This is a genomic window from Rhodococcus sp. P4_B6 (assembly GCF_056402215.1).
The window spans coordinates 59656-78323 of the sequence record NZ_JBFUHV010000001.1; the positions used below are offsets into that span (position 1 = coordinate 59656).

Annotated in this window: 20 protein-coding genes; 5 read left to right on the plus strand and 15 right to left on the minus strand. The window is 64.1% G+C overall.

Translation table 11 applies throughout. The features are described 5' to 3' along the window. Positions 1-91 precede the first annotated feature (91 nt). On the minus strand, positions 92-892 hold the full coding sequence (locus AC1DWT_RS00250; RefSeq protein ID WP_477919389.1) for an SDR family NAD(P)-dependent oxidoreductase: 801 nt from the start codon (positions 890-892) through the stop codon (positions 92-94). A 108-nt stretch (positions 893-1000) separates the two neighbouring features. Between AC1DWT_RS00250 and AC1DWT_RS00255 the strand changes: the two genes are divergently transcribed. From AC1DWT_RS00255 to AC1DWT_RS00265, 3 genes are all read left to right on the plus strand, one after another. Next, positions 1001-1612, plus strand: coding sequence for a TetR/AcrR family transcriptional regulator (locus AC1DWT_RS00255; RefSeq protein ID WP_095861645.1), 612 nt, complete (start codon positions 1001-1003; stop codon positions 1610-1612). A gap of 282 nt (positions 1613-1894) precedes the next feature. Further along, entirely contained in the window at positions 1895-2386 is a 492-nt protein-coding gene (locus AC1DWT_RS00260) for a MarR family winged helix-turn-helix transcriptional regulator (protein ID WP_095861644.1), read from the plus strand. A 32-nt stretch (positions 2387-2418) separates the two neighbouring features. Continuing rightward, positions 2419-3789 carry an MFS transporter gene (locus AC1DWT_RS00265; RefSeq protein ID WP_206013874.1) on the plus strand — a complete coding sequence of 457 codons (1371 nt, stop codon included), beginning with the start codon at positions 2419-2421 and terminating at the stop codon, positions 3787-3789. A 63-nt stretch (positions 3790-3852) separates the two neighbouring features. Here the strand turns inward: AC1DWT_RS00265 and AC1DWT_RS00270 are convergent, their stop codons facing one another. The 6 genes from AC1DWT_RS00270 to AC1DWT_RS00295 form a co-directional block, all read right to left on the minus strand. Continuing rightward, positions 3853-4785, minus strand: a complete 933-nt coding sequence (locus AC1DWT_RS00270; protein ID WP_241031377.1) for an SDR family NAD(P)-dependent oxidoreductase — start codon at positions 4783-4785, stop codon at positions 3853-3855. A 13-nt stretch (positions 4786-4798) separates the two neighbouring features. Then, positions 4799-5848 carry a TIGR03619 family F420-dependent LLM class oxidoreductase gene (locus tag AC1DWT_RS00275; protein WP_095861643.1) on the minus strand — a complete coding sequence of 350 codons (1050 nt, stop codon included), beginning with the start codon at positions 5846-5848 and terminating at the stop codon, positions 4799-4801. Then, positions 5848-6600 carry a 3,4-dihydroxy-2-butanone-4-phosphate synthase gene (locus tag AC1DWT_RS00280; RefSeq protein WP_206013876.1) on the minus strand — a complete coding sequence of 251 codons (753 nt, stop codon included), beginning with the start codon at positions 6598-6600 and terminating at the stop codon, positions 5848-5850. The genes AC1DWT_RS00275 and AC1DWT_RS00280 overlap by 1 nt, the downstream gene beginning before the upstream one ends. After that, complete coding sequence (locus tag AC1DWT_RS00285; protein ID WP_206013877.1) at positions 6597-7109, minus strand: flavin reductase family protein; 513 nt, start codon at positions 7107-7109, stop codon at positions 6597-6599. The genes AC1DWT_RS00280 and AC1DWT_RS00285 overlap by 4 nt, the downstream gene beginning before the upstream one ends. A gap of 32 nt (positions 7110-7141) precedes the next feature. Next, a complete protein-coding gene (locus tag AC1DWT_RS00290) occupies positions 7142-8203 on the minus strand; it encodes an LLM class flavin-dependent oxidoreductase (RefSeq protein ID WP_179377570.1) in 1062 nt (353 codons plus the stop codon). 274 nt (positions 8204-8477) lie between these two features. Beyond that, positions 8478-9431 (minus strand): PDR/VanB family oxidoreductase, encoded by a 954-nt coding sequence (locus AC1DWT_RS00295; protein ID WP_241031379.1) that lies wholly within the window; start codon positions 9429-9431, stop codon positions 8478-8480. 385 nt (positions 9432-9816) lie between these two features. Here AC1DWT_RS00295 and AC1DWT_RS00300 point away from each other — a divergent pair, with 385 nt between their 5' ends. Together AC1DWT_RS00300 and AC1DWT_RS00305 are read left to right on the plus strand one after the other, a co-directional pair. After that, positions 9817-10623 (plus strand): FadR/GntR family transcriptional regulator, encoded by an 807-nt coding sequence (locus AC1DWT_RS00300; protein WP_095861639.1) that lies wholly within the window; start codon positions 9817-9819, stop codon positions 10621-10623. Continuing rightward, complete coding sequence (locus AC1DWT_RS00305) at positions 10613-11908, plus strand: MFS transporter (RefSeq protein ID WP_477919390.1); 1296 nt, start codon at positions 10613-10615, stop codon at positions 11906-11908. Before AC1DWT_RS00300 ends, AC1DWT_RS00305 begins: the two co-directional genes overlap by 11 nt. Before the next feature lie 65 nt (positions 11909-11973). Here the strand turns inward: AC1DWT_RS00305 and AC1DWT_RS00310 are convergent, their stop codons facing one another. The 8 genes from AC1DWT_RS00310 to AC1DWT_RS00345 all read right to left on the minus strand — a co-directional run bounded on the left by AC1DWT_RS00310 (position 11974) and on the right by AC1DWT_RS00345 (position 18642). Further along, complete coding sequence (locus AC1DWT_RS00310) at positions 11974-12852, minus strand: helix-turn-helix domain-containing protein (RefSeq protein ID WP_206013878.1); 879 nt, start codon at positions 12850-12852, stop codon at positions 11974-11976. 458 nt (positions 12853-13310) lie between these two features. Then, a complete protein-coding gene (locus tag AC1DWT_RS00315; protein WP_095861636.1) occupies positions 13311-13589 on the minus strand; it encodes a hypothetical protein in 279 nt (92 codons plus the stop codon). Between the two features lie 106 nt (positions 13590-13695). Beyond that, positions 13696-14724 carry an amidohydrolase family protein gene (locus AC1DWT_RS00320; protein ID WP_206013879.1) on the minus strand — a complete coding sequence of 343 codons (1029 nt, stop codon included), beginning with the start codon at positions 14722-14724 and terminating at the stop codon, positions 13696-13698. Next, positions 14721-15725 carry a Gfo/Idh/MocA family protein gene (locus AC1DWT_RS00325; protein WP_095861634.1) on the minus strand — a complete coding sequence of 335 codons (1005 nt, stop codon included), beginning with the start codon at positions 15723-15725 and terminating at the stop codon, positions 14721-14723. The genes AC1DWT_RS00320 and AC1DWT_RS00325 overlap by 4 nt, the downstream gene beginning before the upstream one ends. A 5-nt stretch (positions 15726-15730) precedes the next feature. Beyond that, positions 15731-16333 (minus strand): RraA family protein, encoded by a 603-nt coding sequence (locus AC1DWT_RS00330; RefSeq protein ID WP_095861633.1) that lies wholly within the window; start codon positions 16331-16333, stop codon positions 15731-15733. Beyond that, positions 16330-17025, minus strand: coding sequence for an RraA family protein (locus AC1DWT_RS00335; protein WP_095861632.1), 696 nt, complete (start codon positions 17023-17025; stop codon positions 16330-16332). Before AC1DWT_RS00335 ends, AC1DWT_RS00330 begins: the two co-directional genes overlap by 4 nt. Next, entirely contained in the window at positions 17015-17689 is a 675-nt protein-coding gene (locus AC1DWT_RS00340) for an RraA family protein (protein WP_206013880.1), read from the minus strand. Before AC1DWT_RS00340 ends, AC1DWT_RS00335 begins: the two co-directional genes overlap by 11 nt. Then, complete coding sequence (locus tag AC1DWT_RS00345) at positions 17671-18642, minus strand: DODA-type extradiol aromatic ring-opening family dioxygenase (RefSeq protein WP_206013881.1); 972 nt, start codon at positions 18640-18642, stop codon at positions 17671-17673. The genes AC1DWT_RS00340 and AC1DWT_RS00345 overlap by 19 nt, the downstream gene beginning before the upstream one ends. Positions 18643-18668: the final 26 nt, after the last annotated feature.

Below are 18668 nucleotides of genomic sequence, written 5' to 3' on the forward strand. Positions count from 1 at the left end.
GGTTGAGACCCGAGTGCCGATATCGAGACTCGGACAGGAACACTGCGTCTTTCCGATTGGCGTACATGACGCGCCCGCACAACACGACGAATCAGAACGCCGATCGGATCGTGCCACCGTCGACGCGGATCGTGGCACCGCTGATGTATTCGGCGTAGTCGCTGCAGAGGTAGGCGACCGCCGCGGCAATCTCGTCGGGGCGACCGAAGCGGCCGACGTCGTTCGGCACCCATTCGCTCGCCGCGGCGCGTTCGATCTCGTCCCATGATCCGCCCCATCCGTGTGCGGGTGCGATGCTGGTGACGAGCTCCTGCACCGTGTCCACAAGGATGGCCCCGGGCGCCACTGTGTTTGAGGTGACTCCCGTGCCCTCGAGGTCGCGCGCCAAAGATACGGCCAGGTTGTGCCGGGCTGCGAGGGTGGCGTTGTAGTGGGGTTGCACGGCCATCGGCTGGAGGCCGAGACCACCGCCGATCTGGACCACCCGACCCCACCCCCGTTCACGCATGCCGGGAACGAGCCTCTGGATCATTCGGACCCCCGATATCACGTTGACGTTGTAGGTCTGCGCCCAGATCGCCGCGGTGGCCTCCGCCCAGCCGACCTGGTCATAGGCACCGGCGTTATTAACGAGGATGTCGATCGGTCCGTCGGCGAGAGCGACGGCGACGACCGCGTCAGCTCCGTCGTCGGTAGCAAGATCTCCGACCGCGACACTCGCCACGCCGTCAGCGGAGCGAATTTCCTCCGCAACCGCCTGCGCACGAAATTCGTTGCGTCCGTGCACCACGACGCTAGCGCCTTCGGCGGCGAGCAACTTCGCGGTGGCCTCTCCCAGACCCGTACTTGATCCGGTGACCAAAGCGCGTTTACCARTGAGTTTCAGTTCCATTTTCGATGGTCTTCCTTGAGGCAGCGCCTGAACGGCTCGATATCTACAACCGTATACTTAGCCGAACCGAATGTCTACATCCGTATACTTCAGCGGTAGACTGCTTGTATGAGCCACGACGGGGCGGACCTCGCCCGGAGCAGCACCCCACCCAAGCGAGTACGCAACGCCGCCGCTACCCGGGAGGCGATTCTGCGCTCGGCGGTTATCGCTTTCACGCGGCACGGATACGACGGCGTGGGCGTGCGTGAGATCGCGCAGTCGGCCGGAGTCACTGCGATGTTGGTCAACCGTTATTTCGGCTCGAAGGAACAGCTCTTCACCGAGGCGGTCGATACCGCTTTCGCCCCACGAACAGTGTTGTCGGACAACCCAGCAACGCTTGCCGGTGATGTAGCCGCACGCCTGGTCGAGCGCACGGCACCAGAATCCGAGCATCTCGACCCCTTTCTGCTGATGCTTCGCTCCGCCTCGAACCCCCGGGCGGCGGAGATCGTGCGGGCAGGGGTGGAAAGGCACGCCGGACGGTACTTGAGCGAATTGCTCGAGGGTCCGGATGCGGACGAGCGCGCGATGCTGGCGCATTCGGTCATTGCGGGGTTCTGGCTCATGCGAAAGATGCTGGGCAGCACCGCACTCGTTACCGCCGATCCGGACGAACTCACCCGCCGACTCGAAGCGCTGCTGGTGATCGCCCTCTCCCCTTCCAGAGAGAAGTGACCAGATCGTCGTTCAACCACCACCGACGTCCACTCGAGATTCGCCGGCCGAGGCATCCCCTTCTCACCGACATCTTCGCGCCAGCAATTCGCGGGCCCGCGATGTGGGCGCATCGGGCCCGTCACACGCAGTGGCCCCCTAGCGACAGCAGCGTATATGTCTCAATTTTATTGCACTGCAGCTTATTCGGTTTGTCCTGAATCCGTGCAGCCTCGAACCGAACTAGGCCGATGTGATAAATCTGTCTCCAAATCTGTTCAGATTAACTGTATAGTTTTGCTTATGAAATCCGGTTCGAGCCGTTCGTCAGCGGCCGTTGATCTCGATCTAGCCATCCAGCGACTACGCGGTCGCATTCGGTCAGAGTCGGGGCTCGACAACTCTCCGTGGAGTCGGAGCCAGCTATCTGCTCTGGACCGGATCGTGCACGGCCCGCCGAGTACCGCGAGTGATCTCGCCGCGGCGGAATCCATGCGTCCACAATCGATGGCCGCGGTACTGGGCCCGATGGAACAGGAGGGCCTCGTGGTCCGGCACCGGGACCCCGAGGACGGCCGCCGCATGCTGATCGCAGCTACCGAAACGGGCCGCGAAGTGCTGCAGTCGGTACTCGAACTGCGCAATGCGTGGTTGACCGCCGCCGTGGATCATGTGTTACGCCCGGAAGAGTACGACGCACTTCCGGTGCTGGTCGATATCCTCAACCGGCTCGCCGACTGCGAGGTCCCACCGGTCGCTCGCCGCGCCGGTCGCTCCAGGGTGGCCCTTCTGTGAGCCCGGCCGTGCATACCCAGCAGCCCAAACCCATGCAGGCTGAGACGCCGAGTTGGCGTCTGATCACTCCGTTGCTGTTGGGCTCGGCGTTGAACCCGATCAACAGTTCGGTCATCGCGACCACCCTCGTGGCGGTAGGAAGCGCTTTCGGCGTCGGGTCGGCTGCTACGGCGAGTTTGGTTGCGGCGCTCTACCTTGCGAGCGCAATCGGCCAACCCGCCATGGGAAAACTCGCCGAAGTGTTCGGACCACGACGGGTGTTTCTCGGCGGGCTCGTGCTYGTGGCGCTGGGCGGGGTGCTCGGTACCGTCGCAGTGAATATGCCGATGCTCGTTGCCGCCCGCGTGGTGCTCGGAGTCGGGACCTCCGCCGGATACCCCACGGCGATGATGATCATCCGGGCGTGGTCGCAGGAACGACCGGCCGGCCGGACAGGAGGCGCCCTCGGGGCCCTGGCTATCGCAGGTCAGGTGACCGCGGCGGTGGGACTACCGCTGGGAGGGCTTCTTATTGCCATCGGCGGCTGGCGAGTGACGTACGTGATGAACCTGCCGTTGGCGGCCATCGGGTTGATCTTGACCCTCGTGTGGGTGCCGCGGGATCCGAGAACGGGGAGGACGCGATGGGCATCGCTCGTTCGGGATCTCGATCCGGGCGGGTTGATCCTGTTCGCCGGAACGATCGCCAGCTTGCTGTACGTGCTGGGCAACCTCGAGCACCCGAACTGGGTTGTCGTCAGCCTTTGTGGTGTATTGCTCATTTGCTTCGTCCTGTGGGAACTGTGGGTAGGCAAGCCATTCATCGACGTCGGATTGATCGCACGTAACCGCGCCCTGACCGGCACATACGTTCGGGTGGCGGTGACGTTCTTGTTGAACTACACGATCTTGTTCGGACTGACCCAGTGGCTTGTGGAAAGCCGAGCGCTGTCGGCAGGACAGACTGGACTCGTGATGCTGCCGATGTCGGTGATCGCGATCGTGATCTCGATGCCATTCGCCCGGCGGAACCTGATCAGGTCGTCACTCGTGGTGACGGCGATCGCGGCGATCGTGGGTACGACAAGTCTGCTGACCTTCACGACGAATACACCGATGTGGGTACTGGTCGTCGTTCCCACGATCTTCGGCATCATGTCTGGCCTCGGCATGATCGGCAATCAGGCCGCACTGTACCGTCAGGCCCCGGCCGAGAATGTCGGAGTGGCCGCCGGCCTGATGCGCACATTCATGTATCTCGGTGCGATCTTGTCGTCCGGTTTGATCAGTGTCTCGTTCGGTGACAACGCCACCGATGCGGGATTGCATTCGATTGTCATCGCCCTGATCGCACTCGCACTCGTGCTTGCGGTGCTCACCGCGACAGGTCTACGTCGTCTAGGCAACTTCTCCCCTCCCAGCTAGCTGACCAAATCCGATGGGCGGTACCGCGTTTGCGGTACCGCCCATCAGGGTTGTTTCAGGCGATCACTGAATGTGCGGAGCCTTCGAACCGGCAGACAGGACGCTCCGGGGCAGCAGGTCCACGAGGTCGTCATACGGCCACGGGCCCGTGTTCTCGTCACGGAAGATCGTCCGTGTCTCGACCGGATGGGTGTACAGACCGACCTTGCCGCCGCCGGTACGGAAAACGCAGCCGGTGACCTCCGACGCGGCTTCGGATGCGAGGTAGAGGACGATGGGAGTGGTCAGTTCCGGATCTGTGCGCGCCTCTTTCGCTTTGGCTCGCTTGGCGCTCATCACTCTCTGCTGGATGAGAGCGGCGTCCCGCTCGCTCGCATCCTGTGTCATACGAGTGGCCGCGAACGGTGCGATGGCGTTGACCGTGATCTTGTCGTGCTGAAGTTCCCAGGCCAGGTCGTAGGTGAGGCTGGTGACACCGCCCTTCGAGGCGGCGTAATGTGCGTTTCCCAGCGGTGCCGCCCACTGGTTCGACGTGGTGTTGATGATGCGCCCGTACCCGGATCGTCGCAGGACGGGAATAGCATGGCGGCAGATGGCGAACGTGCCCTTGAGGTTGACCGCGATGGTCGCGTCGAAGTCCTCTTCGGTGATGTCTTCGATCATCTGTTGCCGAACGATGCCGGCGTTGTTCACCACGATGTCGAGCCTGCCGAACTCATCGACCGCGGTGTCGACCACCCGGCCCGCACCCGCCCAGTCGGCGACTGATTCGTAACTGGCGACCGCCTCTCCACCGGTGCTGCGGATCGTGTCAACCACTTCATCGGCGGGTCCGTGTGTGGACCCGACGCCGTCACTGTCTACGCCGACGTCATTGACGACTACTTTGGCCCCCGCCGCTGCCAGAGCCAGTGCTTCACTTCTCCCGACGCCGCGGCCCGCGCCGGTCACGATTGCCACTCTTCCGACGAGCGGTCCGTCTGTACTCACAATCATCCTGCTTTCGTTGTTACGGTGCCGGTACTCCGGCTGGGAGGTCGATGAATTCGGCGGCGAACCACGCCATCGCGTCTTCGAGCGCTTCGAGGCTCGGGCTGGGAAGATCGATGAGGAACTCCGTGGCGCCGGCCTCGCGCCAGCGCGCCATCTGTTCGATGCACTTCTCACTGGCTTCACGACCGGGTTCAACGCTGGGGGCTGACGGTTGCCCTCGGGGCGCGCGCCCTCCGAGCGGAGCCAAGGGAACGATGATTCGGAATCCCGGTGGCAACTGTTCTTCGCGGGCAGCGGCTAGTCGCGCCACCGTCGCGGTGACCTGGTCGGGTGTGAGGGCCCACGGTGTCCAGGCATCGCCGAAGCGCACCGCACGGCGCAGACCGACGAGGCGATCGCCGCCGATCCATACTGGCGGGCGGGGTCTCTGCACGGGTCTGGGAAGACACACCAGGTCATCGATGTCGACGAATTGGCTGTGTTGGGTCGTGGGGTCGCCATCCCACAACGCGAGGACTGCTCTGAGATAGTCGTCGGCGATGTCACCACGATGCTCGAACGGGACGCGAGCGGCGTGGGATTCGTACTCTCGCCGACCTACCCCGAAGCCCGCGATGATCCTGCCGCGGGAGAGGACGTCGAGTGTCGCGAAGGCCTTGGCGGTGATCAGTGGGCTACGTAGGGGAATCTGGTAGACGTGCGTGGCGAATCGGATGCGGCTGGTCAGCGCTGCGAGGTAACCAACGGTGCCGATCGGATCGAAGAAGCGTGGACTCCCATAGAGGGCCGATTCCGCGGCGGCGATGGCGGCGTGGTCCCCGACTGTCACGTAGCTGTAGCCCAGCGATTCGGCCTTGGTCACTATTCTGGCCAGGCCTTCGGGGTCCGCCGTATCTTCCCAGGGCTGGAGGTTGATTGGCTGCACGATCGGTGTGAAGAAGCCGAAGCTCGACGTCAGGGTCTCGCCAAGCCGAGCAGGGTAGGACCGGTCGCCAGGCCGGGATGCTGTTCGCCCGAGGTGGCCAGCGGTCATTCCGCGGGTGGGATCGGTGCTGGGGCTCGACATCACGAGAGGATCGGCACCACGGCCGCGAGTTGGGAGGACTGCGTGTGGCTGCTTGAAGGACTGCGACCGATGACTTGTGCCAGGTCCTCGCTGACATGGCGATCGTTCATCCTGTTACGTCCATTCCTCGCTTCCGCGTGTTGCGGGGCAGTATTCGCTATCCGAATGGCTGGGACACCTACCGAGCGCGCAAATACTTCGGCTTCGTCTGCAGCCATGATCGTGGTCGGATCCTGCACAGACACGATCTCGCTGTAGACAGCGGCGGCGGTCAGCCCCGCCGCCTCCACGAGTGCGAGAGCTTGACGGGCGACCATCGCCTCACCGTCGCCGTCCCGCGGTCCCGCTACCACCGGCAGCAGGTGCCCCGGTCGTGTGAAATCGTCGGCCTGCGCGCTCGGGTCCGCGATCAGACGTGCGGTGCGGGCTCGGTCGTGCGCGGAAATTCCTGTGCCTACACCGTATCTCGCGTCGACTGACACCGTGAACCCACCCTGGACTGCCTGACGGAAGCTATTGTGCATGGGCGGCAGGCCCAGCCGGTCCGCGACGTCCGCTGAGATCCCGACTCGCAGATACCCGGTGCCGTGTCGAACAGCGAACGCCATCAGGTCGGTGGTGGCGTATGCCGCACCGAACACCATCAGTCCCTCGTTTCGGAGGGCATCGAGAACGACTACCGCTCCACCGCAGGCCAGCCAAGTCGCTGGATCAGCGATAGCGCGCTGGCCAGCAACCCTGAGCCGGGTCATCGGCCCAGCGTTCCGCTGACCGTGGCATGCGTGCCGAAGGTACGTCGGTGGTAGGTCAGGGGGGCACCCTCCCCGAGCCCGACCGCATGGACCAGTCCGGTGACGATGAGATGGTCACCCCCATCGAGAAGATCGGCTGTAGTGCACCGAAAGAATGTGCTCGACGCTAGCCGCGGAACACCGTCGTGCCAGTGCCAGTCAGTGGAGGTGAAGTCTCCCTTTCCCTTCCTGGCGAACTTCTTTCCGGCATCCTCGGCCTCGGTCAACAGGATGTTCACGCCGAACGCGCCGAACTCCCGCACTGCTGCGAGGAGGCCGGATGCGCGGTCGAGAGCAATCAGGATCATCGGCGGGGCCATGGACAAGGAACAGAAGGCGCTGACGGTGGTCCCGTACGGTTCACCTGCGTAGTCACGGGTGGTGACCACGGCTACCGGGGTGCAGATGTTGCCCATCGCTTCCCGGAAGAGGTTCTCGTCGATTAGCTTCTCGACGGCAGTAGTGCTCATCTCGACCTCCCTATCGCCATTCATACAGCACGTTATCCGCGCAGACCGGCCTCTACGAGGAGCGGATAGGTTTCGTTTCGGAATCGCGTCATGTCTTCGATGTATCGAGGGAAGGACATCAGTACACCGTCCAATCCGCAGTCGGTCAGCGTGCTGAGTGTGTCCACGACCTGTTCGCTGGTACCGATAATCGGGAAGCCGGCCCAGCCTCCGATGAACTGACGCTTGATCTTCTCGAGAGCCTGCGGTGGGATCGATTGCGAATTCAAACCCAATGTGGACACCAGGTTCTCGGCCGCTTCCCAATCACCCTTCACATCGACGTAGTAGTCGTGGAATGTGTGGGCAGCCTTTTCGGTTTCGTCTTGGACCACGTATGAGTTGGTCCACACCATGATCTCCCGGCCGTACTCTTCACGTGCCAGCCGCTTGAACGCGGCGACCTCTTCTGCCATTTCCTCCATGTCATATTTGGGTGCGATGAACACGACATCGCAATACTTGGCGCCGAAGTGACGTCCCGCAGCCGAACCACCGGCGTTCATGACCACCGGGTGCGGCTTCTGGATAGGGTGAGGTGCGATCGACGCATCGACCACCCGGAAGTACTTGCCGTCGAAATTGACCGGCTCCTCGCTGGTCCACAGGGCTTTGACGATCTGGAACCACTCGACAGCCAGGTCATATCGCCTGTCGTGCTCGAGCAGCGGGGCGCCGAACATCTCGATCTCGGGCGTGTTCCACCCGGTGACGATGTTCAGCGCGAAACGCCCATTGGTGATGTGATCGATCGTGGCCGACTGCTTCGCCGCCATCACCGGATGGATGGTGGAGACGTGAGAAGTGGCGAAGACACCGGTGCGTTCGGTAACGGTACCCACACCCGCAGCCCAGGTGAAGCATTCGAAACCGGCCCCGTTGAAGTTGGACGGACCACCGAATCCGCGCCACCTTCCGACCGGCACGACCGCCTCGAAATTCATGCCATCGGCCAGCTTTGCAAGTTCGATGGTGTTGGGCCACTCAGCTTGCAGTACCCCGTCGATGGTCGAGATGGCGCAGCCGCCCTGGAGGTTTGTCGAGAACGTGCCCAACCGCAGCTTGCGGTCGCTGTAGACGGGGTTGCCGGCTTCCCGGAGGGAGTCCGCACGGGTTGTGGTCATGATTTCGTCCTTCGTCGGCGACCGTTGCCGGTCGAGAGATGGTGAGGTGAAACGCGTCCGGCGGCACGGCCGGGATGCTGACGAATCGTCTCGGCCGAGACGTGGTGGGCCGAGGTGGTCGTCTGCAGCGCACAGCTACGGGCACACTCACTGCGTCGATCATCACCTTATTCCATATGTTGTGGCACAACGTTTTACAAGCCGTTCATAGATCGAGGACGAGTTCATCCGATGCGCAGCTGCCGACGCAGATGATCATCGCCTCCCCTTCGGCACGCTCCTGCTCGGTCAGCACGGTGTCTCGGTGAACAGGCACACCACCGCACACCTTGGTGATGCACGTTCCGCAGAATCCCTCCTCGCAGGAGTACGGAACCTCGGGTCGGACAGCCTGAACGGCTTGGAGCAGCGTCGTTCCGTCCTCGACTTCCACGGTGCGATCGCTGCGCGCCAGCCGGACCCGGAAGGGACGATCATGCCGGGTCGCGTCGACGTCCTCATCGCTTCCGGAGGCCGGAGCCCCGAACAGCTCGAAGTGAACGGACACGTCCGGCCTGATCTCGGCCGCAAGGGCACGAAGCGCATCGAGCAGAGCCGTCGGTCCGCAGCTGTACACCGCGCCACCGACGCCGACGCCTTCGAGGATCGCCCGCAGGGGAAGCAGTCCCGAATCGACCTCGGGGACCACGTGGACCGTCGAATCCGCCCGAGCACCGAGCGCGGTCAGGTCTCGGGTGAACGCCATGGTCTCCGAAGACCTGCCGCCATAATGAAGGGACCAGGGCACCTGCCCGCCGGCAACCTCCCGCACCATGCTCAGTATCGGCGTCACGCCGATGCCTCCGGCGATGAAGACGTACGACTCGGCAGGCTCGAGCGGAAAATGATTCCGAGGCCCCCGGATCCACAGCTTCTGCCCCACCATGACCGAGTCGTGGATCTCGGCAGATCCACCTCGGCCGCTATCGTCGCGGAGCACCGCGATGGTGTATTGACTGCGGTCCGACGGGTCGCCGCACAGCGAGTACTGGCGAATTAGCCCCGAAGGTAGCGTGACCTCGATGTGCGCGCCCGGCGCCCATTCCGGCAGATCCGATCCGTCGTCGCGAACCAACTGCAGGGAAATGACCTTCTCGGCTTCCCAACGAATCTGAATCACTTTGGCCAAGTTGAGCTCAGCCGTCGCAGCGCCTGCCATAAGCACCTGGACCTCCTGGTCGAACGTGGTGACGAGCCGCCGTGTGCCGGAGGTAACGAATGGCGTCACCTGTGGTTGGCATCACGTTGGTCTCATGAATAGCCTAATAATGGGATACGAAGGGGTCAATCGCCAAAGCGACGGGATAAGTGCTGGTCGACACCGCAGCTTGGCGCGGAGTCGACCCGCAGGACGCAGGGGAGACAACGTCGCAGTTCACAGCATTTATCGCCCGGTGCCCAGCCGTTGCATGCACCGGGAGAGGGGAAGCCCGGGCCGTGAACCGCTCGCCCGCTCCGGAGGCAACTAGCATAATGATAGGACCGTGTTGGAGAATGGAGTGGCCATGATCACCGAAGTGAACGACCACGGACTGGATAGTCCCCCCGAAGCGGATCGGCAGCCACGGAGGCGACCGACGACACGGCGCGCATACAAGGCTGCCCTGTCCATCGCCCAGCACATCGTCGACGACATCACCACCGGCAGGTTGCGCCCGGGCACCCGACTCGACCGCGAGCGCGAAATGTTGGTTCGCTTCAACGTGGGACGCGGTACGCTGCGCGAGGCGCTGCGCTTCCTGGAGATGAGTGGCGTGATCATGGTCAAGGCCGGACCACAGGGCGGTCCCATCGTCGCGGAGCCGAATGCCCACGACCTCGCCGGCATGCTCGGGTTGTTCTTCCAACTTCGGTCTATGCCGTTCAGCGCACTGGTCGACGCACGCGAATTGCTCGAGCCCGAACTGGCCGGTCGAGCAGCGGAATTCGCAACCGAGGATGTCGTACAGGAAATCGTCGATTCGGTGCGGGGCATGGAAGCGTTCCTTGCCGACGAGGAGAATTTCATCGCCGAGAACGACCGATTCCACGACATCGTCGCCGCTGCGGCCGACAACGAGATGTTCGCGTTGCTGGTCTCGTCGCTGCACGCGATCACCGACGGGATGCCCCTCGGCATCAGCTACCCCATCGAGCGCCGAGAAGCGGTGTTGCGTGCGCACTCGGCCGTGGCCGACGCGATTGGTACGCACGACGCAGAGGGTGCCCGCTGGGCAATGCGCCAGCACATCAAAGAGTTCCACAAGTACGTCAGGACTCATTTTCCCGATATCTACCGGCAACCCGTGAGGTGGCGCGACATTGCCGACTGACACCCTACGAACGGGTGCCCGGCGCCCTTTCACGTCACTGCGGGTACGCAACTTCCGACTGTTCTTCCTGGGCCAACTCGTCTCCTCTACCGGACAGTGGATGCAGACCCTCGCACTGGCCCTGTTCGTCCTCGACGAATCCGGCAGCGGTGTCGCGCTCGGCACGGTGACCTTACTGATGTATCTGCCGCTGCTGGTGGTGGCTCCCTGGATCGGTGCAGCGCTCGAGCGGTTGCCGCTCCGCAATGTATTGCTCGTGTCCCAGGCGGTACAAGCGGCACTGGCGGCGATCCTGTGGTCGATGTCCGCGATCGGCACTCTGACAGTTCCGTTGGCGTTGACCGTGGCTGCCTGTTTCGGGCTCGTACAGCCAGTAGACAACCCTGCCCGGCGAAGCTTCGTGTTCGAGATGGTTGGCCGCGAACGAGTGGCAAATGCAGTTGCGCTCAATTCGACGCTGATGACGGCGTCGCGGCTGGTCGGCCCGGCGATCGCGGGGCTGCTGGCCTCCACGGTGGGTTTATCCTGGTGCTTTCTCGCCAACGCACTCTCCTACCTCGTAATTCTCGGCGCACTTTCCCTGATGCGAACCCGGGACCTGCACACCGAGCGAACCGTCGCCGGGGCACAAACAACCGAGACGTCGTCACACGCGTCCGTGCTGGACGGGTTTCGCTACGCCCTACGCGACCCCCGGATTCGGTGGCCGCTAATACTGACGGCGGTGGTCTCACTGCTGTTGCAGAACTATCCCGTTCTGCTTCCCCTGCTCGCACACGAACGCATGAGCACGGGAGCGTCCTCGGCCGGTTTGTTGTTCAGCGCACTGAGCGCGGGCAGCCTGCTCTCCGCATTGACGGTGGCGGCCTTGGCGCCGACGGGGACGCGGGTGGTGGCAGTGTCCGCGCTCTGTTACGGAATCGTGGTCGCTGCTACATCTTTCACCTCAGGTATGGCCGTCCTGGGAATGCTCTTGGTCTTGCTCGGTGCTGCGGATCAGGTCTTCTCCTCAACGGCTAACGCGACATTGCAAATTCAGTCGGATCCGCGCTACCGGGTGAGGGTGATGTCGCTGTTTTCCGCCTTCTTCATCGGAATGCAAGGGGTCAGTGGCGTCCTTGTAGGAGCCCTCGCCGACCTTTTCGGACCGACCGCGGCCATGACGGTCGGCGGCGGCGGGGCGATCGTGGTGGCCGCGATCGTGTTGGGGGTCAACCGGCGGCGCAGACCGCCGCAGGACCGCGGAAACAATGAGGCTCGAAGGACCAAACCAGCATCGCCGTAGTCGATCCGGTTTGCCACTCGGGTGGACTCCGAGTCGAGCTCCTCGCCGCCGTGAGGCACCCGGCGTTACACGTCATCGCTCCGTCCTCGTCTTTCCCTGCCGTCCGGGGACGTTTCGACATCGAAGACATCACGTCCCAGCCGGTGCAACGCAAGGGCGAGGGCCAAGCGGGTCCGCCCCTGAGCAGTTCGGAATGAGTAGCCGAGTTCTTTCTCCAGACGATCGCAGTGAGCCTGCACGGTCGAATGATGTAGTCCCAGCTCGTGCGCGGCCGCCCGCACCGTCGTGTTCAGCTCCATCGCCTCGAGTACCCTGCGAGCGATGTTCGAGGACGCGGTCGCTGTGCCGATCGCAATCGCATCGGGGTGTGGCACAGGGCTCGCGTCGTGCGCTCGCACCAGCAGCGAGAGGGCACCGAGGTCCCGATAAGTCACCGTCTCACCGGCACGCGAAAGCCGGAGTGCGACAAGTGCCTGGTCAAAAGAGTCGGCGAGTCGCTCGACGGTGACGGTCTCACCGATCCCGCAGGTTCCGGTGACTGGCTGCGGACAGTCCGCTCCCGCGACGATCGCGCGAACACCTCCGAACCGGGTGCCGACCACCGCATCGATGTGTGTCACCCCGATCGGCGCCGGATCGGTGGAGATGACCGGCATTACGATGAGATAGATTTTCGAGCCGGCCTCCAGGCCGAGGCGGCGGGCGATCGCCAACTTGGTTCCCAGAGCGGCTTCGCGGTCGAGGAGCGCTTCGAGTGCACCAGCGTGGTCGGGGACTGTGCCCATGGTGCGATCGATCGTGATCTGAATCGACGAGGCCAGCCGATCGAGGACGGTCTCGTCGTTGATACTGGTCTCGGTGTTCCGCTCCACCCACACCACACCCCCGTCCAGGTCGCCCAATGGGCGCCGAGTCCACAACGCCAGTTCTTCGGCACTGGGCATCTGCGTGATCGGGGTGCCGCGTGAATCCACGCGTCGCACCAACCGATGTGCGGGATACACCGCGCCCACAGCGCAACCGGTGAGATTTGCTGCCGCGCGCATGAGCGCAGAAATGCCGACTCGTCTCCGAATCAGCCCATCGAATTGCGTGATGATGCGTAATGTCTCGTTGACGTCAGTGTCGATACCATCAACCCGGCCGAGCAACTCACGCATCCGGCCGACTTCCGCGCGTGGCTCCTCAGTGGCGGCCTTATCGCTGCTCATGCGATCCCGCCGTCGACCATCCTGGTCGGTTCCGCCCGCCGGCGGGACGACGTGCGGAATAGGGGCTCGGCGGCGTGTGGGTTTCGGTCGTCGATTATGAACATCCGCGCTACCTCCAGCGATAGTGATCTATGCCACTCTATTCGCCACTCGGCGGGGTGTCGCCCGCCACTGGTGCGCAAAGAGCCCGCTCAATCCCGCCGTCCGGCGGCCTCGTACTGGCGGTCGTCGAGCCGGGCGAGACGTACGGCCAAAGCGACGATCCGCGACCGATCGGGGTAGCGGACGAAGCTGGAACCCAGAGCACGAAGGAGGCGGAAGCCGAAGGTGACACGGTCGAGGCCGAAACGCACCCAGATCTCTTCCGCGGGGATGTCGCCGAAGGCCACCCACTTCGCAGCGAGTTCGATCATCTCGGTGATGTGGTCCGGACGGGACTCGATCCTTCTCTTGCCACGATTCTTGCTCACGCTCCGCCACCTCCTTGGTTGTAGGGCGAGGACGACCAGTGACAACAAGTGCGCCGTCGTGGCGGCCTGGTCAGGCCGCCACGACGGCGATCAGTGCTGACTGCCTTCAGCGAGCAGCACCGACAGCGGCATCCAATGCCGGAAGGGAGTAGAGCGAGAGAGCGTTGCCGTAGAAGATGGCGTCCTTCTCGGCCGTGTCGAGGAAGTCAAAGCCCTCGATGACCGGCTTCAGATCGTCGAGGTCGCGCCCGGTCGTGGGATCCGGAGCACTACCGCTTCCTGGCTTTTCGGTACCGAACAAACACCGGTCCGCTCCTACTGTCCGGACCAGCAGTTCCAGCGCCAGCGGCGCATGCAACACGGTGTCGAACCAGAGACGCCGCAAACTTTCGTCGAACGACTCCTGCAGCACCTGGCCGGTCCGCAACTTGGGGTGCAGACGAGCCGCCCGCCAGCGCCCGATCTGGTAGGGGACCGAGCCGCCACCGTGTGAGACGACAATCTTCAACGTCGGGAAGCGTAGGAACACCTCCGAATTGAGCAGGGAGAGCACAGCGATGCTTTCCTCGGTGATGAAGTGCTCGCTGTACGATTCACGACCGTTCTGGCAGCTCGCGGAATGGATGAGTGCCGGCACATCGAGTTCGACCATCTTTTCGTACAGCGGGTACCACCACGGATCGCCCAACGGGGGCACGTAGCCGCTTCCCTCGGACGGGTCCGGGTTGAGCAGGCAGCCGACCATCCCCAGATCTTTGATCGCCGTTTCCAGTTCACCCGCCCACTTCTCGGGTGTTTCCCCGTATGCCTGGGGCAGTCCGGCGACGCCGGCGAGGCGGCCGGGGAACTGCTGGACCTGGCGAGCGATCGCCTCGTTCACCTCCGCCGTCCACCAGTGCACGACCTTGGACGGGGTCGCCGAATGCGATGCCTGGAATGGACGCGGCGAGATGAGTTGGACGTCGGTGCCGACGCTGTCCATCACCGCCAGCGTGCGGTCGCCGTACTCCTCGAGCTGCGCATCGGTAACACCGGAACCGTTGCGGCCCTGGCCTCCTCGGGAGGATAGCAACGCGGCCTGGTACGCGTACAGCTCCGGCGGCGCGTTCAAATGGGCGTGGGAGTCGATGATCATGACTTCTCCTGGTAGAGCGATTGGTGGGTGAAAACAATGGAGTGGGTCGCCGCCGCTTCATAAATGGCCAGACACGTGGCAAGGGTTCCCAGCCCCCACTCCCCGTCATGGATCGGGATCCGGCCGTCGAGCGTCTGGTCCATCTCGACAAGCGCCTGATCCCAGACCGAGGTTGCGGGGTCGACGGGCAGGTCGGTCAGTTGTCCGTCGGAATACAGGTGCAGACCACCGGGGTGGACTCGAACGCCGCCACCGGTGAAAGTGGCGAACAGCTCGTCCGCCTCGGGTACAGCTCCGGAACCGTCGTAGTAGGCGTTGGCCTGTACTCCGTTGGCGAAACTCAGCTGCGTCGAGAATCCCTGTTCGGCGCCTCCCGCACCGCCGTGGAGGGCTCCGGAAACCGCGCGCACGTCTCCACCGCAGATCAGTCGCACAATGTCGATCTGATGGGCCCCTTGCCGAAGCAGCAGACCGTTGCCCACTGCTGCATCGAGGTCGTGCGCCGTACGGGTCCGGCGGCGATGCCAATCGGTAAACGAGGTCGCCTGCACCGACAGCAGATCACCGAGCCGACGGTCGGTCACGATCTGCCGCAGCACCCGATAGCGGGGGTCGTAGCTCACAGTGGGGCCCACGAGCAGGCTCACCCCGGCACGGCGTGCGCAATCCACAGCCTCCCGTGCGTCAGCGGCGGTGGTCGCCAACGGTTTCTCGCAGATGATGTGCACACCGGCCGCGGCCGCGGCGGAGACGGCGCCCAGGTGGTGCGCTGTCGGCGCCGCGACGTACACCACGTCCACTGTTCCGGAGGTGACCAGTTCGGTGGCATCGATGAAGGCCGGGCAGCCCCATTCGGCCGACACTCGGTTTCGAACATCCGGATCGGGGTCCGCGAGGCCGGTGAGCACGAACCGGTTGCTGCGTAGGACAGCGCGGGACATCAACGCGCCGGCAACGCCGGCACCGACGATCCCGAGTCTGCGAGGAGCGTGGAAACGCATGTCGGTCAGCTCAGCCCGTAGATGTCGAGTGTGGTCTCGCCCGCCGCGATCCGGGTACGGATCTTCTCCTCGGACCGTTCCCGCTGCAGTGCCCGCTCGACGACGGCCTTGACCTGGCCGGCATCGATGGCAACCACACCGTCGGCGTCACCGACGATGATGTCGCCCGGGTGCACTGTCGTCGAGCCGAGCTGGATCGAGACGTCGAAGCCGCCCGACGTGGCATCTTTGCCGGTTCCGCGAACGCACAGTCCCCGGGCGAACACCGGGAATCCGATGGATTTGAGGTCGGTCGAGTCTCGGACCGAACCGTCGATCACCAAGCCGGCAAGTCCACGTTCGGCTGCGGCATGGGCCAGGATGTCGCCCCAGTAGCCGTACTCGATGTCGGTGTCGGCAGCGGCGACGAGTACGTCCCCCGGCTGGGCGGCATAGAGTGCGCGGTGGAGCCAGATGTTGTGCCCCGGTGTGAGGTCGACAGTGAAGGCGCGGCCGCAGATCCGCCATGCCGGATCGAGCGGTCGGATCCGCGGGGGCAGCGGGGTGGCGCCGGACTCGTGGAGTGAGGCGGCACCGAGTTCCCGCAGGGCCGGAGACAGAGTGGTCATCGCGTTTCCTCTTCGGCGGTTTGCAGCTGGTGATAGCCCGCCTGCGCGCGGGCCTGATCGAGACGCGCTCCGCCAGCGACTGCAAGGCGGATGCGTTCTTCGGCATTCTCGATGGCCTCGGCGACGGCGAGGACACGTTCGACCTCGGCCGTCGCCAACACGACCACTCCGTCGGCGTCCGCGACGACGAGGTCACCGGGGTGCACGATGACGTTTCCGAGGGCGACCGGTACCCCGGTTGCCGCCAGCCGCACCCGGTCCTTGCCGGTCTGCATGTTCCGGCCTCTGGTGAAGACCGGGTACTTCAGTGCCAGGCTCGGTGCGACGTCGCGGCAGACACCGTCGATGACCGTTCCGGCGATTCCGCGGGAGGAGGCGACGTAGGTCATGATGTCTCCCCAGACAGTGCAGTCGAGCCGGCCTTCGTTGTTGAGCACGACGACCTCGCCGGGGGCGACGTCATCGATGAAGTCGCCGACAGTGCCACCATTCTCGTCGACCGGTTCGTACTGGCCGGTGAACGCCGGCCCGCAGAGCCGGAAGCTCGGGTCGAACGGCTGGATGCCTGGGACGGCACCCGGCAGCCCGAGCTTGTCCAACGCATCCGACAGGGTCGAGGTGCTGATTGCACCGACCCGGGTGAGCAGTGTGACGTCGGGCAGGGTCGAAGTGGTTGTTTCGTCAGCCGGCATTGAGCATCTCCTCGTAGTTGCGTCCCATGACCTGTGATGGCAGCAGGCCTCGCCTCAGGTCCTCGGTCATGAGGCGTTCCTTGGCCACCAGCCGTTCGGCCGTAGTGAGGACCCTGCCGATGTCCGAGGCGCTGACAAAGGTGACGCCGCTGCCGTCGGCGATGACGTAGTCGCCGTCGGTGACGGTGACGCCGTGGATCTGTACGGGGTCACCGACGCTGTCCTCGACGAAGCGTCCACGCGCGGTGAACGGCACGGTGGTGAGCGCGGACACCGGCAGTCTCAGTTCGCGGATCTCGTCTACGTCGCGGCAGGCGCCGTCGACGATGACCCCGCCGACGCCCTTGATGACGGCGGCTTGCGCGAGCAGACCGCCCCACGAGCCGGCGGTGGGTGTGCCTCCGTGCTCTTGCTGGACGACGATGACCTCGCCGGCGTTGGCCCGCTCGATCGCCGCGGTACCTAGATGCCGACTACTCGTTCGTCCGTCGGCGGGGACCGTGCGCATCGTGACTACTCGGCCCGCCGTGCGGCTGCCCTCCCAGACCGGGCGTAACCCTGCGACACCACCGGTCAGGCCGAGCGTGTCGAGCGCATCGGACACTACGCATGCGTCGAGGTCGAGTAGGCGATCGCGGTAGCTGTTCACAGCGATCTCGTCCACGTCAAAAATCCCATGCCGCAGCCGGATCCAACTGTGGACCGGTAGGCGGGGATGTAGTCGACGACCTTGGCGGTCGCGTCCTCGAGCGCTGCGCCGACGACGATCCAGTTACGGATCTCCGAGCTTCCCTCGGTCAGGCCGGCGACCGGGATCTGCGCCAGTGCCTCGTGGTCGTGGCGTTCGAGGGCGCTGAGAAGACCCCGGTCGAGGCCCTCGTCGATGATGGGGTGCGTGAGTCCACCGGATGCAATGAGAGCGACGCGCACGTCGGAGTCCCAGCTTTCGATGGCGGCGCGGAGTCCCTGCCCGAGTTCGACGCACCGCCGCGGTGTGGGCTGGTTCGGGGGATAGTAGGTGTTGAGCATGATTGGGGCCAGCGGCAGGCGAGGCAATCCCTCGAAGAGCCGGCGGTAGATGAAGGTGAATGCGTGCCCGAGGCTGCGGCCGGTGGGTTGCTCGCTGAACTGGGCGATGTCGAAGCCGTTTTCGACGAGGTGCTCGACGAGATGCTGGCCCAATTCGGGAACGGTGCGGTAGGTCTCGTCCTCATCGGCGTGGTAGTACTCGTACGCCGATTCCATGGTTTTCGGATAGACCTCCATTCCAGGGGGACGATCGTCGAGGGACTCGCCTCGGAAGATCGCGACCGCGGGCATGATGTCGTCTAGGAAGAGTTCGCGCTGATCGTCACCAACGACCAGGAGGACATCGGGTTTCATCTCGAGCAGTTCATCGCGCGTGCGCTCGAGCGCTTCCTGGCATGCCTTGTGGCGGGCCTCGATCTGCCGAATCTCGATCTCCCGAGCGAGTTCCTCGGGTGTGCGTGGTGACGACGGAAGATTGAGTTCCCTCAGGTGCGGCTGCTCGAGGTCACCGTGTGCGCGCCACCCGCCGGGTTCGATTGACAGCTGCGGGCTGTGTGACACTCCCGCGCCGCCGACAATGTACGCCATGTGTATCCCTTCCAATCTTGTTGATT